Consider the following 15,874-nt stretch of genomic DNA (forward strand, 5'->3'; position numbering starts at 1 on the left):
CCGGAGACATCAAGATGCCCCTGCCCCAACCCAATCTCTACCCGGCCTTCAACATCGTGCGGCTCTCCCATGTCGAGCTTGCCGTCACCGATCTTGCCAAATCCCGCGCCTTCTATGTCGACACGCTCGGCCTGCAGGTGACCGACGAGACCAAGGACGCGATCTATCTGCGCGCGCTGGAAGAACGCGGCCATCACTGCATCGTGCTGCGCAAGGCGGCGACGCCGGAAGCCCGCGACCTCGGCTTCAAGGTTTTCTCCGACGAGGACCTCGACAAGGCCGAGCACTTCTTCAGGGGCAAGGGACTGCCGGTGGAATGGGTTGACAGACCCTACCAGTCGCGCACCTTCCGCACCCGCGACCCGCATGGCATTCCGCTGGAGTTCTATTCGAAGATGGAGCGGCTGCCGCCGATCCATCAGAAATATGCGCTGTACAGAGGCGTGAAGCCGCTGCGCATCGACCACTTCAACTGCTTCTCGCCCAACGTCGATGAATTGGTGGCGTTCTACAACGAGCTCGGCTTCCGCGTCACCGAGTACACTGAAGACGAAGCGACCGGTAAGCTGTGGGCGGCCTGGACGCACCGCAAGGGCGGCGTGCACGACATCGCCTTCACCAACGGCCTCGGCCCGCGCCTGCACCACGTCGCCTTCTGGGTGCCGACGCCGCTCAACATCATCGACCTGCTCGACCTGATGGCGACCACCGGCTGGCTGCCGAATATCGAGCGCGGCCCCGGCCGGCACGGCATTTCCAACGCCTTCTTCCTCTACATCCGCGACCCCGACAATCACCGCATCGAGATCTACTGCTCGGACTACCAGACGGTCGATCCCGATCTCGAGCCGATCAAATGGGACCTCAAGGACCCGCAACGCCAGACGCTGTGGGGCGCGCCGGCTCCGAAAAGCTGGTTCGAGGAAGGCAGTGTCTTTGCCGGGGTCGAGCCGCGCAAGTCCGATCTGGCGGCGTCGCCGATCGTGGCGCCGTAGTTTTGCTATGATCGCGTTCCTTCGCGCCCCCCTCTGTCCTGCCGGACATCTCCCCCACTTGGGGGGAGATCGGCTATTCCCCGGAGTTCCAGCATGAGCGCGGCACGGCTCGCCACCTTCACCGTCGGCGGCAAGACGCGCTACGGCGCGGTTACCGAGAAAGGTGTCGTCGACCTCTCGTCACGCCACGGCCAATGGCCGACGCTGCGCGAAGTGATAGAGGCCGGTGCCTTGCAGCGGCTGGCGGCAGAAGCGGACGCGTATTCCGCCGATTTCCCGCTTGACGCCATCGCTTACGAAATCCCTGTCCCCTCGCCGGAAAAGATCATCTGCGTCGGCGTCAACTTTCCCGACCGCAACGAGGAGTACAAGGACGGCCAGGCGGCGCCCTCGAACCCGTCGCTGTTCATCCGTTTCCCACGCTCCTTCGTCGGCCATGGCGCGCCGCTGGTGCGGCCACCGGAATCGCCGCAGCTCGACTATGAGGGCGAGATCGTCATCGTCATCGGCAAGGCCGGCCGCCGCATCGCCGAAGCCGACGCGCTCGGTCATATCGCGGCGCTGTCGCTATGCAACGAAGGCACGATCCGCGACTGGGTGCGTCATGCCAAGTTCAACGTCACCCAGGGCAAGAATTTCGACCGCACCGGTTCGATCGGCCCGTGGCTGGTGCCGTTCACCGACGAGGCGCAGATCGCCGACATCGGGCTCACTACCCGCGTCAATGGCGAGTTGCGGCAGCAGGACCGCACCAGCCGTATGATCTTCTCCTTCCGCAAGATCATCAACTACGTCTCGACCTTCACCACGCTGGTGCCCGGCGACGTCATCGTCACCGGCACGCCGACCGGCGCCGGCGCCCGCTTCGAGCCGCCGATCTGGCTGAAGCCGGGCGATGTCATCGAGGTCGAGGCCGACGGCATCGGCCTGCTCCGCAACGGCGTCGTCGACGAGAGGGCCTGATGATGACCCCTGACCAGGTCGAGGATGCCGCGGCGAGGCTGTTCGAGGCAGAACGCAACCGCCAACAGATCAGGCTGCTCAGCCTCGACTTTCCCAGTGCGACGATGGACGACGCCTACCGCGTGCAGGCCGCACTCGTGAAAAGGAAGGTCGCATCGGGGCTTGCGATCAAGGGCTGGAAGATCGGCCTCACCTCCAAGGCCATGCAATCGGCGCTCGCCATCGACATTCCCGATTCCGGCGTGCTGTTCGACGACATGTTCTACGACGATGGCGGCATCGTTCCCGCCGACCGCTTCATCCAGCCGCGCATCGAGGCCGAGATCGCTTTCGTCATGAAGGCGCCGCTCGCCGGCCCGGACGTGTCGATCGACGACGTGCTCGACGCCACCGACTACATCACGCCGGCGCTGGAAATCCTCGACACTCGCATCGAGCGCCTCAACAAGGAGTCCGGTAAGGTCAGGACCTTCTTCGACACCATCTCCGACAATGCCGCCAATGCCGGCATCGTCGTCGGCGGCCGCGCGGCCGGCCCGCGCGAGGCCGATTTGCGCTGGATCGGCGCCATCGTTTCGCGCAATGGCGAGGTTGAGGAAACCGGCCTGGGCGCCGGCGTGCTCGATCATCCGGCCAAGGGCATCGTCTGGCTGGCCAACCGGCTGCACCAGTACGGCATGCAGATCGGCGCCGGGCAGGTGGTGCTGTCGGGCTCGTTCGTGCGCCCGGTGGAGGCGCGCCACGGCGACAGCATCGTTGCCGATTTCGGGCCGTTCGGAACGATCAGCCTCGCTTTTGCCTGACGCCTACGTCAGCCTTGCAGGCGGTCACTGCCCTACCCCGCGGTACACTGGATAACGTCATCGATGGGTGCGATAGACAAGCCGCCTTGTCCGCCAGTTGCCCAGCCGGTAACACCTGCTTGCACGAAAATGAGGAGCTGGAGCATTGCAGACGACCCTGCCTCCGCCGGAATTCTCTACTACCGCAGATCAGGTAGTCCAAGGCGGGCCCATTCGTTAGGAGGGATGGCAGCTCCGACGCGGAGGTTTAGAGACAAGACCTTTGTCGCATTGGTGTCGATCTCGCACCGGAAGCTCAGCCAGTACCATCTTCCTTGTGCATGGAAATTGGAGTTCGGGACGTCGAAGACATCGCCTGTCTTCACCGGAATGCGTGGCACCAGATCGGGAAAGTAAGAGGCATCCAGCAGTTGCTGTTGCATCGCGCTGGCGCAAAGGTTGTCAACCCGCTGATCACGCGTCATGCCATCCATCGCGGTCGTAGCGAACGCACTGCCGGTCGCGCCTTTCGAGTAAAGCTTGCGGACACCCGGAAGACCCGAATACGCCCGGGCGGTGACCACATCCGCAGAGCTTGGCGTCCTGGCGCTAGCTTTAACTGGCTTCGAAACTTTTGCAGATTTCGGCACATTTTCGGGTCTGGTCTCAGGCGCTTGGGCCAATTTGGGAAGCTCGATCTCGTCGTCGCCGCCGGCAGCAGTCAACGGCGTTGGCGACGCGGCCGCTTTTGTCTCTGTATCCTTCGGCACGACAGGCGGCTTTGAATCGTCGTCCTTGGCCGGCGACGACGCGTTGTCTTGGGCGCTGGCCCCATCCAGGGATTTCCTGGGGCCGGTGTCCTTGTCGCCGAACTGGAAGACCGGCTTCAGGACCTCGATTTCCGATGGCTTTTCCGGTGCAGGCGGCTTTTCGACCTTTTGCTCGGGAGGTTTTTCGACTTTCGGTTCCGGTGGCTTTCTGGCCTCGGGTTTGTGTGGAGACGGCGTGGGAACAGGTTTTGGCTGATCCGGCGGAGGCACGAGGGCGACATTGACCGCTTGCTCGTCCTGCGGCTGTTGGGGACGACTGGGCAGGCCGTAGACCAGGAACGCGGTGATGAGCGCATGCAGGATCAGCGATGCGGGCAAGGTCCACAGCAAAGTCCGACGCCGCTCAACTGTCTCGTCCTTCATCCCTCACGATGTGGAGTGAAAGTGCGGCGGCATCAAGCATGGCCACCTGATTGGCGCAATTTAGCCGCCGCTCGGCACGAGAGCATGATCCCGAAAAGTGGGAACCGGTTTTCTCAGACAAAACGGGAACCGTTTTGTCTGGAGATCATGCTCAAACAAGAAGATAGAGCCCCATCCCGATTCCATCGGGATGGAACAGGCTCTAGGCGGTCCCGGCAACATTCAGCACGGCGTCGATCTCGGTCATCCCGCCTCCATTGTCTCAACGGCGCAGGCTGGCGTGGCGGGCACGCGCGCGGATCTCTTCGCGAGAAATGCCGGCATCGGCCAGTGTGCTGTCTGAGGCCTGCCTCAGCCTCGCAAGCGTCTGGCGATAGACAAGCCATTGGGCGAAACGGTGTCGCAGTTCGTACAGCATGATCGTCTCCTTTGGCGCGCAGAATGCCCGCCCGCCTGGGTTTCTTGAAAACGCAAAGCATCTGCGCAAGGCGCTTGCGTGATCGAAAGGATTGCGCAGGCTTCCTGGTCAGCTGAGGCGCTTGTCACTGTCCCGCCTGGCAGGATTGTCCAATGCCTTCAATGCCTGCATACTTGCGCATGATGCTCCCTTCGCGCTACAGCCATGGTCGCAAGGAGTTTTTCATTTCTGCAAAATGGATATTGGCTGGGACGATCTGCGGTTGTTTCTCGACGTGGCGCGGCTGGGTGGCTTGAGCGCGGCGACGGCAACCACGCGCCTCAGCGCGGCCACCTTGGGACGACGCGTCACCGCTCTCGAAAAGCAGATCGGTGAATCGCTGTTCGTGCGTCAGCAGACCGGCTACCAGCTGACACCGGTCGGTGAAGAACTGCTGCGGCGCGCCGAAGACGTCGAGGCTGCAATGCAGTCGCTGACCCGCTGGCGCGAAGGAAACCTGCCCGACCGCATTGTTCGTGTCTCCGCCGGGCCGTGGACCTCCGCCTTCATTGCCGCCCATATCGGCGAGATCTGGACGGTCGATGACGGCATAAGGGTGGAGTTCGTCACCACCACCGACCGGGTCGACATCGGTCGCCGTGCCGCCGACATCGGCATCCGCAGCGAGCGCCCGACCGAGCAGTGGCTGGCCGGCCGTCAGAGCGGCAAGGTCGCCCACGCCATTTATTCCGGACGCCATTTGATCAACGGCATCGCCGCCGGGCTGTTCGTCGGCGTCAGCGGCGAAGGGGCAAACATTGCCTCGGCGCGCTGGCTGCAAGCCCATCACGGCGACCGCATCGCCGTGCGCGGCAACAACACCCATTCAGCGCGCGAACTGGTGGCCGCCGGCGCCGGCCTTTCGGTCTTTCCGTGCTTCGTCGGCGACAGCGATCCGCGGCTGGTGCGCGTGGCCCAGCCCATCCCCGAACTCGAAACCGACCAATGGATCGTCACCCATCACGAGGAGCGTCACGCCCCGCCGGTACGAAAAGTCGCCAACCGGATTGCCGGCTTGATGCGGGCGCATCAGCCGTTGTTTCGCGGCGAGACGCCGATCCCGTAAGCCCCAGGCGTCGATCGGCCGTCAGCTGAGCCGCATGTTGGCACATGGCCGGGCTCCGCCGCTATCAGATGCTACACCCGGTTTTCGACCAAAGCTGGCAGCATAATTTCAATCACTTAGCTGTCGAGTTCCCTGGTGGATCTAACAGGGAATTTGTCTGGGGGAACAGGGAAACCAGTTCCGCCTCCAGCGGAGGCCCCAAAGCGTGCTTCATTCCGGAGAATAGGCAAGTCAGTTCGAAGCTGCTGATCTGAACTTGCTGGGTGGTTGACCGTAGGCCTGGCGGAAAAGCCTCGAGAAATGCGAGGCGTTCTCAAACCCGACCTCGACGGCGATCTCGATCATCGGAGCCCGGGTCTGCATCAGCAGGTGCTTCGCCCGCTCCAGACGCACCCTTGTGTAGACGACCGCCGGAGAGCTCTTTGTCTTCTCCATAAAGAGGCGCTCGAGTTGTCTTCGGGACAGTCCGACCAAGGCCGCCAATTTGGGAATGGAGATCCTATTCTCGACATGGTTCTCCATGATGATCAGCGCCGCCTTGAGCCTGGGATCATGGCTCTCGATGGAAAGCGGTCTGCGCGGCTGGATGTCCGAAGCCGAGCGCGCCTTCTCGATCTGCAGCACTTCGAGTGCGTTTGTCTCGGCCTCCCTGCTGATATGGCGCCTGACGATAGACGCCGCCATATCTGCCGCGCTGCTGCCCCCGGCACATGATCCCCTGGTACGATCAAGATTGAACAGACGGTCCGCCCTGACCGCGTGATCGGGGAAGCGCTCGCGGAACGCCTGAAAGTGGAGCCAGCTGACGCACGTCTGGTGGTGCTTCATCAGGCCAGCCTCGGCCAGGATGAACGTTCCCGTACAGACCCCAATCAAGGGAACCTTCGCAGCAGCGGCCCTCTTGAGGTAGCTGACTGTCTCGCTGTCGACCGGGAATTCACTGTTCAGCAGCCCGCCGACGACCACGATATAGTTGAACTCACCCGGGTCGACGAAATCCGATGTCGGCGCGACCTGGACTCCGCAACTGGATGTGATCAGGTTTCGAGTGCTCGCCAGGAGCTGCCAATCAGCGAAAACCCTGCCGGATTTGTCGGTCTCGTCGCTCGCCAGTCTGAGCGTGTCGACGAACAGCGCAAACGCGGAAAGCGTGAAGGAGCGAGCCAGAACAAAGCCGATCTTCAATCGGTCGATCTCCGGAACCTCATTGGCTGATTTCATGTCCGCCTGCCTCTGTGCTTATTGGGCCGACAGCATCTGACGATGTCACCATGCCCGCAAGCGAATATCGGAACGAGTGATCGCACCCCGGGGCGATCGGCTGCACCGGTTCGCCGATACAATCGTCCACCGGCAATCCACAAACTCCTTACCCTTTGCCATCGTCGCACAGCCCTGCCGTCGGTGCACCTACTGCTTCACCGAGGTGGAGGTACCCCAGGTATCCGACAGCACGTAGCCTTGCGGGTACGGATCGGTTGGATCGAGATAGTAGCTGTGCTCGCCGGTGATCCAGGCTCGGCCGGTGATCTCCGGAACGATTGCCTTGCGGTCGCCCATCCGCGTCAGCTCCACGATCCTGCCGGTGAAGCGCGAGCCGATGATCGATTCATGGATCAAGACGTCGCCCACTTCCATCAAGCCGCGCGCCTGCAGCACGGCCATGCGGGCCGAGGTGCCGGTTCCAGTCGGGCTGCGGTCCGAGCGGCCCGGCGAAACGATGCAGGTGTTGCGCGTGACGTTGCCCGGGCCCTGGAACGGCATGGCGAACTGCACGATCGACACGCCTCGCACATGGTCAAATTCCGGATGGACGACATCGAGTTGCTCGCGTGCGGCCCGCCGGACCTTCTCGCCTGTTACCGCCAGCTCGCGAGCCTCGTCGGGGGCGACCGAGAAGCCGAGCGCCTTGGCATCGACGATCGCATAGAACATGCCGCCATAGGCGATATCGACCGTGAGCGTGCCTAGCCCTTCCACCTCGATGCTGGCGTCCAGGCGATCGACAAAAGCGGGCGCGTTGCGGAAGGTGATAGACAGGCATTTGCCGTCGCGGCATTCGGCGCGCACCTCGATGACGCCACCCGGCATATCGAGCTTGAAGCGTGTCTCGGGCTCCTGCATCGGCATCATGCCGGTCTCGAGCAGCACGGTGGCAACACAGATCGTGTTGGAACCGGACATCGGCGGATATTCCGTCGGCTCCATGATGATGGCGCCGGCGACGCAATCCTCGCGCGTCGATGGAACCAGCAGATTGACGTGCCGCGCAACGCTGCCGCGCGGTTCGCAGATCAGCATCCGCCTTATATGGTCGTGATCGCGTGCCATCGTGATCATCTTGTCCATCATCGTGCGGCCCGCCGGCGGTAGGACACCGCCGACGATGACGTCGCCGACTTCACCTTCGGCATGGCAGCCGACGACACGAATGGAGGCTTTCGTACGCATTGTTGTTCCTTGTCGATTTCATTGCCTTCACGGCGAAACGAGCAGCGAGTCCCGAAGTTCAGGCCTAGATGTCTCCCACGGTGAAAGGATCATCGTTGTCCAACACGACCAGCGAGAATGGAATGTGCAAAGAACGAGTTTGGTCCAAAAGAGCTTCGCGTGCAAACCCGAGCAGCCGCCGAACGTTGGTTCGGAAGCATTGGTTCCTCGCGTACGGCCGTTCTCGGCCTGAGCTGGCCAATGGCCGACTTTCTCTCTGATTTTTCTGGATTCTGCTGGTCTCACGAGGACTGTCATTCGGCACTGGGCGACAGCGCCAGCTGGCTGGTCGTCTCGAACAGAAGAAGCAATACTGGCGGGCGCTTCGGTGGCCGAATGAAAGCTATTGCGGATTGCGCCGCAGTGCCCGGAGTTTTGCATCCGAGCCGCGAGTTGGCTGTCCCGTTACCTGACCTTCATGCCGGCTTGTCGTCCGGATGGCCGAGTTCGCAGAACCAGCCTCCGAGATACTTCACCGACGGCCTTTTCGGATCGGGAATGGGTGTCCTCGCCTCGACCGCGGCACGGGAAGGCTCGGCACTGTCCTGCGGGATGAAACCCAGATGGTTGGCGCCGCTGTTGTCGACCGTCTTCACCTTGTTGTCGGAGATGCCGAAGGAGATCGTGTGGCCGACGCGCGGCGCGACTAGCGCTGCTTCGACCAGGCGCACGCAATCGGCGAAGGAGAGGTACGACCACAGCATGCGCCGGTCGGCCGGCTCGGGGAAGGACGAGAAGATGCGCAGGCACGCCGTCTCGATGCCGAACTTGTCCCAGTAGAGCCGGCTGAGGCTCTCGACGAAATTCTTCGACACGCCATAGAGGCTGTCGGGCCGCACCGGCGCGTCGACGCCGATATGCGCCTCGACCTCGTGATAGCCGATGGCATGCACCGAGGAGGCATAGATGACGCGCTTTGCCCCGTGTTTCCGGGCGCCTTCGTAGATGTGGTAGGAGCCGCGGATGCTGGAATCGAGGATCGTCTGCCATTCGCATTCGAGCGGCGCGCCGCCGAAGTGAACGATCGCGTCACAGTCTTTGGTGGCCGCAATCGTTGCCTCCATGTCGGCGAGATCGAAGACCGCTTCCTCCTCGTGGGAGGCAAGATCGCCGAACGGTTCGCGTCCCGCCAGACGTATGGTTTTCGCCAGCGGCACCAGCCCCTTGCGCAGCTCCGAGCCAAGGCGGCCGGCAGCGCCGGTGATCAGGATACGGTCGTAATGCGGCATCATCTACTCCACTTGCGCGACGGCGGCATTGATCCGCGCGATCGCCTCGGTCAGCACCTCTTCGCTGGTCGCGGTCGAGATACGAAAATAGGGTGAAAGTCCATAGGCAGCACCCGGCACCGATGCCACGCGGCCTTCGCTTAAGAGATAATTCGCCACCGCGGTATCGTTTTCCAGCACGACGCCCTGGGGCGTCTTGCGGCCGATCAGGCTGGCGCAGCCGATATAGGCATAGAAGGCGCCTTCCGGCGGTGACAGCGTCAGTCCGTTGATCTTTCTGATCCCGTCCACAACCAGGTCGCGGCGCGCCTCGAATGCCTGCCGGAAGCGCGCCACTTCGTCCTGCGGGCCATTGAGCGCGGCCACCGTCGCCGCCTGCGCGATCGAGCAGACGGAGGTGCAGGACTGGCTCTGGACGGTCGACATCGCCTTGAGAAGCGGCGCCGGTCCGGCCGCGTAACCGACGCGCCAGCCGGTCATCGCATAGGACTTCGCGACGCCGTTGACGATCAGCGTGCGGTCCTTGAACTCGGGGCAGGCCTTGCCGAAGGAAACGAATTCGCGCCCGTCGAACAGGATGTGCTCGTAGATTTCGTCGGAGAGGACGAGCACCTGTGGGTGTTTTGCCAGTACCGCGCCCAGCGCCTTGAGATCCGCTTCCGAATAGATCGCGCCAGACGGGTTGCCCGGCATGTTGAGGAACAGCCACTTCGTCCTCGGCGTGATGGCCTTTTCCAGAACGTCCGGCGTCAGCCGGAAACCTGATGTCTCCGGACACTCGACGACGACTGGCGTGCCGCCGAGCAGCTTCACCATTTCGGGATAGGAGACGAAGTACGGCGCCGGCAGGATCGCCTCGTCGCCGGTCTCGAGTGTGGCCAGCAGCGCGTTGAAGATGATCTGTTTGGCGCCGTTGGCGACGACGATATCGTCGGCCGTGTAGTCCAGCCCGTTCTCGCGCCGGAATTTGCTGGCCACGGCTTCGCGCACCTCGGGCGTGCCGGCGGCACCGGTGTAGAGCGTCTGGCCTGCCTTCGCCGCGAAATGGGCGGCATCGATGATGTGCATGGGCGTCGGGAAATCCGGTTCGCCGAGCCCGAGATCGATCACGTCTACGCCCTTGGCGCGCAGCGCCTTGGCGGCCTGCGAGGCCGCCATCGAAGCCGAAGGCTTCACCACCGCCAGGCGCGAGGAAACGTAGCTCATTGGTCGTTCTCCGAGATGTAGCCCTTGGACCGGTCGTTCGCCCGCGCCTGGGCGCCGCGTTTCGCCGGATCGCCATAGCCGCCGCCGCCCGGTAGTTCCAGGATCAGCCGGCGACCGGCCGGAACGTGCTGCCAGCCCTTGGGCCGCATTTGCGTGCCATCGTCGAGCTTGACCACGCCGGCAACGCCAGGCTCGCCGCCATTGCGTCCATGGGCAGGGTGGTTGACGCGGTCGAACATGGCCGAGAAGTCGAATTCGTGGCCTTCGGTCGCCGCGATCTCGATAACCTGCCCCAGACCGCCGCGGAATTCGCCGTCGCCACCGGAATTGGGACGCAGCTCCTTGCGCCAGATGACGATCGGACCGGTATGCTCGGTCGCCTCGATCGGCATCGTATGCACGCCGGAGGGGAACGCCGTCGCCGACAATCCATCGAGGCCAGGACGCGCGCCCATGCCGCCGGAGTTGAACATCAGCACCTCGGCGCGGCGGCCCGAGCCGCCGGCGACCGGACGGGCCGAGATATGGATGTTCCACAGCGCACCGGCGCCTTCGGCGAGGATCTTGCCGGGCATCGCCTGGGAGATCGCACCCAGCACGAGGTCGGGGACCATGTGGCCGAATATGTGCCGCAGCGCCACCGGCGCCGGCCGCACGGCGTTCAGGATGTTGACCGGCGACGACACGGTGAAGAAGGCAAGCGAAGCGGCATTGTTCGGGATGTCCGGGGCCACCACGCATTTCAGCGCATAGCAGGCATAGGCCTTGCTGTAGATGATCGGGCAGTTGATGCCCCAGCGGCTCATCGGGTCTGTGCCGGTGAAATCGACATCGACGCCGCCGTCGCGAACCGTGACGGTCGCCGCAAGCTTCACCGGCGCGTCATAGCCATCGGTGACCAGCTCGTTCGACCAGCTTCCCTTGGGCAGCGCCTTGATGCGTTCGACCATGGCATCCTGCGTGCGCGAGAAGATGAAGCCGCCGAGCCCGTCCAGCGACGTCAGGCCGATCTCCTTCATCATGTCGACGAGGCGGCGATGGCCGACCTCGTTGCAGGCGGCGAGCGAATAGAAATCGCCGACCACCTGGTTCGGCTCGCGCACATTGGCGCGCAGGATCCTGACGAGGTCGAGATTGACCTTGCCCTTCTCCGCGAACTTCATGATCGGGATCTGGATGCCTTCTTCGTAGACCGATTTGGCGTCGGCGCCGAAGCCGCGCCCGCCGACATCGACGACATGCGCCGTGCAGGCGAAGAACGCCACCAACTCGCCGTTCAGGAACGATGGCGACACCATGGTGATGTCGTGCAGATGGCCCGTGCCCAGCCAGGGATCGTTGGTGACGTAGGTGTCGCCCTCGAACATGTTGTCGCGCGGGATTTCGTTCATGAAATGCAGCACGGCCTCGGCCATGGTGTTGACGTGGCCGGGCGTGCCGGTGACGGCCTGCGCCAGCATCTGGCCGCGCGGATCGAACACACCGGCCGAGAGGTCGCCGGATTCGCGCACCGAAGTCGAGAAGGCGGTGCGCAGCAAGGTCAGCGCCTGCTCCTCGACCACTGAGATCAACCGGTTCCACATCACCTGCATGCGGATTTCGCCGATGTTGTTCTTGCCTGGGTCGCTCATGCCTGGCTGCCTTTGCGGGTGAGAAGGATCGCGCCGTCGCTCTGGATCACGGCGTCGAAGCTGGTGGTGACGACGGTGGAGGTCTCGCGCTCGACGATGACGGCCGGGCCTGCCACGCGGTCGCCGGCGCAGAGCGTCTCGCGTTCGACGATGCCATAGGTCTGCGGCGCGCCGCTTGCCGGGTCGAAGACCGCGCGGGTTGTCACCGGCGCGCTGGTCCGCTTGCCGGTGGTAAGCTCGTGCCTGGCGACGGCGGGGCGAACGTCCGTCGCCTTGACTGACCAGGTGACGATCTCGATCTCCAACCCGTCGAGCCCTTCGATGGCACGACCGAAGAAGCGCTGGTAGTTCGCCTCGAACAGCTCCTTGAGCGTTGTGGCGGCATCGTCGCCGAACGGCTCGTCCGCCAGCGGCACGGGGATTTCCCAGCCCTGGCCGGCATAACGCATGAAGGCGGTGATCTCGCAGATTATCTTGCCGGCGGCGCCGGTGCGCACGAAGCTCTCGGCGGAGGCCTTGAGGTCGCCGAGCAAGGCGTTGGTTTCTGCTGGCTTGAACTTTGACAAGCGTGTCAGCTTCGACGCCAGCGCCTCGTAACCGAACGGCGCCCTGAGGAAGCCGATCGCCGATCCGACGCCGGCGCCCTTGGGGACGATGCACTGGTCGATGCCGAGTTTTTCGCAGAGCCTTGCCGCGTGCAGCGGGGCCGCGCCGCCAAAGGCGATCATCAGATTGTCGGAAATGTTCTTGCCGTTCTCGACGGCGTGGACGCGGGCGGCATTGGCCATGTTCTCGTCCACCACCTCGCAGATGCCGAAGGCCGTCGACATGGCATCGAGCGAAAGACGCTCGCCAACGTCGCGCAGGATGGCCTGTTCGGATGCGGAGGTGTCGAGCCGGATCGCGCCGCCGGCGAAATTGTCGGGATCGAGCTTGCCGAGGACAAGGTCGGCGTCGGTGATCGCCGGGCGCTTGCCGCCGCGGCCGTAGCAGGCCGGACCCGGTTCCGAGCCGGCGCTTTCCGGTCCGGTCTGGATACGGCCCATGGCGTCGACCCAGGCGATGGAACCGCCGCCGGCGCCGATTTCGATCATCTCGATCACCGGAATGGAGATCGGCATGCCCGAGCCCTTGCAGAAGCGATAGGTGCGCGCCACCTCGAATGTCCTCGCCGTGCGCGGCGCATAGTCCTCGATCAGGCAGATCTTGGCGGTGGTGCCGCCCATGTCATAGGAGACGACCTTCTCCAGGCCGAAGCGCCGGGCGATGTCGGCGGCGAAGATGGCGCCGCCAGCCGGGCCGGACTCGACCAGGCGCACAGGAAATTCCGAAGCGGTTTCGACCGAAATCAGGCCGCCGCCGGAATGGATCATGAAGACCGGGCACTCGGCGCCCATGTCCTTCAGCCGCGTCTGGAAACGGGCGAGGTAATCGGCCATTTGCGGCCGCACATAGGCGTTGGCGCAGACCGTGTTGAAGCGCTCGAACTCGCGCATCTGCGGCGAGACCTCGGCGCTGATCGAAATCGGGATGCTGAGCTTGCGCGAAAGGATCTCTCGCGCGCGCCGCTCATGGGCCGGATTGGTGTAGGCGTGGATGAAGCCGATCGCCACCGAGCCGAAGCCGCTGGCCGCGATCCGCTCGGCGATCTCTTCGAGAGCAGTCTCGTCGAGCGGTTGCAGTTCCTGGCCTTCGGCACCGATGCGGCCCTTGACCGTGAAGCGGTGTTCGCGCGGGATCAGCGGCGTTGGCAGCTGCAGGTTCAAATCATACTGCTCGAAACGGTTCTCCGTGCGCATTTCGATCACGTCGCGGAAACCTTCGGTCGTGACCAGTGCGGTCTTGGCGCCGCGCCGCTCGATCAGCGCGTTGGTCGCCAGCGTCGTGCCGTGGATGATGATGCCGATCTCGGCCAGCGAGATCCCGGCGTCGCGGGTGACGATGTCGATGCCGTCGAGGATCGCCTGCTCGGGCGCCGTATAATTGGTCAGCACCTTGGTGGAGAAGATCGTTCCACGCAAATCGAGGGCGATATCGGTGAACGTGCCGCCAATGTCCGCGCCGAGACGGATGTCGTCGTTCTTGGAGCTCATGCCTTGGCCTTCTGGGAAGCGAGCGCGGCGTCGCGCATCTGGGAGAGGGTCTGCCGGGGCGTCAGCGCCTCCGGCGAGATGGCGATGTCGAGAACGGCGCCCGTCGCCGAGTTGAGCGCCCGCCCGAACGCGGCGGCGAAATCCCCTGTCGACTCGACCCGCTCGGCGTGGAAGCCATAGGCCTTTGCCAGCGTCACGAAATCGGGGTTCTCGAGCGACGTCCCTGAAACGCGGGCCGGATAGTGACGCTCCTGATGCGCGCGGATCGTGCCGTAGATGCCGTTGTTGAGGATCAGCACGATCGGCTGCGCGCCCGCCTGCATGGCGGTGCCGAGTTCCTGGCAATTCATCTGGAAGTCGCCGTCGCCGGCAAAGCAGACGACGGTGCGCTCTGGAAATGCGACCTTCGCGGCGACGGCCGCCGGCAGGCCGTAGCCCATGGCGCCGGACTGCGGCGCGAGCAGGCGTGCCTCCGGGCCGAATTTGAAGAACTTGTTCGGCCACACGGTGAAATTGCCGGCGCCGTTGGTGAGGATGACGTCGGCGGGCAGGGTCTCGCGCAGCCAGGCGCTTACCGCGACCATATCGACCGGGCCTGGCTGGACGGGTGCTGAGAATGTGCCTTCGTAGGCCTTGCGCGCCGCCGCGCGCCACTCCGCCCAAGCGCCCTTGACCGGCGTCAGTGTCTTGGCGAAGGCGTTCGGGCCGGCATGGATACCTAGCGCCGGCACATAGATCTTGCCGATCTCGCGGTCCGAGCCGTGGACATGGATCAGCTTCTGGCGCGGCACCGGCACCGACAGCAGCGTGTAGCCATCGGTGGTCATCTCGCCGAAGCGCACATTGACGGCCAGGATCACGTCGGCGTCGCTGATCAGCTTCTTGACATGCGCCACCATGCCGACGCCGGCCTCGCCGACAAAGGCCGGCGAATGGTTGTCGAACTGGTCCTGATAGCGGAAGGCGGCCACGACCGGGATGTCGGAGGCCTCGGCGAAAGCCTGCAGCGCCGCCCGCCCATCCGCCGTCCAGTTGGTGCCGCCCATCAGCAGCACCGGCCTTTCGGCCGTCGCCAGCAGCTTGAGGGCCGAAGCGATCGCGTCGGTGCTCGGTGCCGGTTCGAAAATCGCCGCCGGGCCGCTCAGCGGCGCAGCCTCGGTCAGGGTGGTCAGCATGTCTTCCGGCAGCGCGACGACGACCGGGCCGGGCCGTCCGGTCGTGGCGGTGGTCCAGGCCCGCGCCACGATCTCCGGCAGCCGCGAGACGTCGTCGATCTCGACCGCCCATTTGGCGACGGTTCCGAAGACCGCGCGGTAGTCGATCTCCTGGAAGGCTTCGCGGCCCCGCATATCGGTGCCGACCTGGCCGACGAACAGGATCATCGGCGAACTGTCCTGCATGGCCGTGTGGACGCCGATGCTGGCATTGGTGACGCCCGGGCCACGCGTCACGAAGCAGAGGCCCGGCGTGCCCGTCAGCTTGCCATAGGCCGAGGCCATGAACGCCGCGCCGCCCTCATTGCGGCAAAGCACATAGTCCAGCCTGCCATGCGTGTCGTGCAGGGCATCGAGGACGGCGAGGTAACTTTCGCCGGGCACGCCGAAGCTCTTGGTCGCGCCCAGCGCAATCAGGCATTCGACAAGTAGGCGACCGCCATTGCGGATCATGCTTCGGCATCCTCGAGATTGGCGGCAAGCGGACCGAGCCTGCCTTTTCGGATTTATACCTGCACTCTGGCGGGTCGGGGCGAAATCAAGAAATGCGGTCCA

The 15,874-nt window shown here is 64.0% G+C and carries 13 protein-coding genes; 4 read left to right on the plus strand and 9 right to left on the minus strand.

The genetic code is table 11. The features are described from left to right. The first annotated feature begins 14 nt into the window (after window positions 1–14). The 3 genes from hpaD to hpaH all read left to right on the plus strand — a co-directional run bounded on the left by hpaD (window position 15) and on the right by hpaH (window position 2,761). On the plus strand, window positions 15–995 hold the full coding sequence (gene hpaD / locus AC1DX6_RS09065) for a 3,4-dihydroxyphenylacetate 2,3-dioxygenase (RefSeq protein WP_477312398.1): 981 nt from the start codon (window positions 15–17) through the stop codon (window positions 993–995). Between the two features lie 93 nt (window positions 996–1,088). Next, complete coding sequence (locus tag AC1DX6_RS09070) at window positions 1,089–1,958, plus strand: fumarylacetoacetate hydrolase family protein (RefSeq protein ID WP_477312399.1); 870 nt, start codon at window positions 1,089–1,091, stop codon at window positions 1,956–1,958. Beyond that, window positions 1,958–2,761 carry a 2-oxo-hept-4-ene-1,7-dioate hydratase gene (gene hpaH / locus AC1DX6_RS09075; protein ID WP_477312400.1) on the plus strand — a complete coding sequence of 268 codons (804 nt, stop codon included), beginning with the start codon at window positions 1,958–1,960 and terminating at the stop codon, window positions 2,759–2,761. Before AC1DX6_RS09070 ends, hpaH begins: the two co-directional genes overlap by 1 nt. A 179-nt stretch (window positions 2,762–2,940) precedes the next feature. Here hpaH and AC1DX6_RS09080 read toward each other — a convergent pair whose 3' ends face one another. Then, window positions 2,941–3,933: a DUF930 domain-containing protein gene (locus AC1DX6_RS09080; protein WP_477312401.1), complete on the minus strand. Its 993-nt coding sequence runs from the start codon at window positions 3,931–3,933 to the stop codon at window positions 2,941–2,943. A gap of 262 nt (window positions 3,934–4,195) precedes the next feature. After that, complete coding sequence (locus AC1DX6_RS09085; protein WP_477312402.1) at window positions 4,196–4,351, minus strand: YjiS-like domain-containing protein; 156 nt, start codon at window positions 4,349–4,351, stop codon at window positions 4,196–4,198. Window positions 4,352–4,586: 235 nt separating this feature from the next. Between AC1DX6_RS09085 and AC1DX6_RS09090 the strand changes: the two genes are divergently transcribed. Beyond that, a complete protein-coding gene (locus tag AC1DX6_RS09090; protein WP_477312403.1) occupies window positions 4,587–5,456 on the plus strand; it encodes a LysR family transcriptional regulator in 870 nt (289 codons plus the stop codon). A 231-nt stretch (window positions 5,457–5,687) separates the two neighbouring features. Here AC1DX6_RS09090 and AC1DX6_RS09095 read toward each other — a convergent pair whose 3' ends face one another. The 7 genes from AC1DX6_RS09095 to AC1DX6_RS09125 all read right to left on the minus strand — a co-directional run bounded on the left by AC1DX6_RS09095 (window position 5,688) and on the right by AC1DX6_RS09125 (window position 15,772). Then, complete coding sequence (locus AC1DX6_RS09095) at window positions 5,688–6,677, minus strand: GlxA family transcriptional regulator (RefSeq protein WP_477312404.1); 990 nt, start codon at window positions 6,675–6,677, stop codon at window positions 5,688–5,690. A gap of 189 nt (window positions 6,678–6,866) precedes the next feature. Next, complete coding sequence (locus AC1DX6_RS09100; RefSeq protein ID WP_477312405.1) at window positions 6,867–7,907, minus strand: proline racemase family protein; 1,041 nt, start codon at window positions 7,905–7,907, stop codon at window positions 6,867–6,869. Window positions 7,908–8,362: 455 nt separating this feature from the next. Continuing rightward, window positions 8,363–9,175: an NAD-dependent epimerase/dehydratase family protein gene (locus AC1DX6_RS09105; RefSeq protein ID WP_477312406.1), complete on the minus strand. Its 813-nt coding sequence runs from the start codon at window positions 9,173–9,175 to the stop codon at window positions 8,363–8,365. A 3-nt stretch (window positions 9,176–9,178) separates the two neighbouring features. Then, window positions 9,179–10,381 carry a pyridoxal phosphate-dependent aminotransferase gene (locus AC1DX6_RS09110; RefSeq protein WP_477312407.1) on the minus strand — a complete coding sequence of 401 codons (1,203 nt, stop codon included), beginning with the start codon at window positions 10,379–10,381 and terminating at the stop codon, window positions 9,179–9,181. Then, entirely contained in the window at window positions 10,378–12,012 is a 1,635-nt protein-coding gene (locus AC1DX6_RS09115) for a hydantoinase B/oxoprolinase family protein (RefSeq protein ID WP_477312408.1), read from the minus strand. Before AC1DX6_RS09115 ends, AC1DX6_RS09110 begins: the two co-directional genes overlap by 4 nt. Then, window positions 12,009–14,105 carry a hydantoinase/oxoprolinase family protein gene (locus AC1DX6_RS09120; protein WP_477312409.1) on the minus strand — a complete coding sequence of 699 codons (2,097 nt, stop codon included), beginning with the start codon at window positions 14,103–14,105 and terminating at the stop codon, window positions 12,009–12,011. Before AC1DX6_RS09120 ends, AC1DX6_RS09115 begins: the two co-directional genes overlap by 4 nt. Then, window positions 14,102–15,772 (minus strand): thiamine pyrophosphate-binding protein, encoded by a 1,671-nt coding sequence (locus AC1DX6_RS09125; protein ID WP_477312410.1) that lies wholly within the window; start codon window positions 15,770–15,772, stop codon window positions 14,102–14,104. The genes AC1DX6_RS09120 and AC1DX6_RS09125 overlap by 4 nt, the downstream gene beginning before the upstream one ends. Between the last annotated feature and the right edge of the window lie 102 nt (window positions 15,773–15,874).

The sequence above is a fragment of the Mesorhizobium sp. P2_C4 genome (assembly GCF_056404575.1).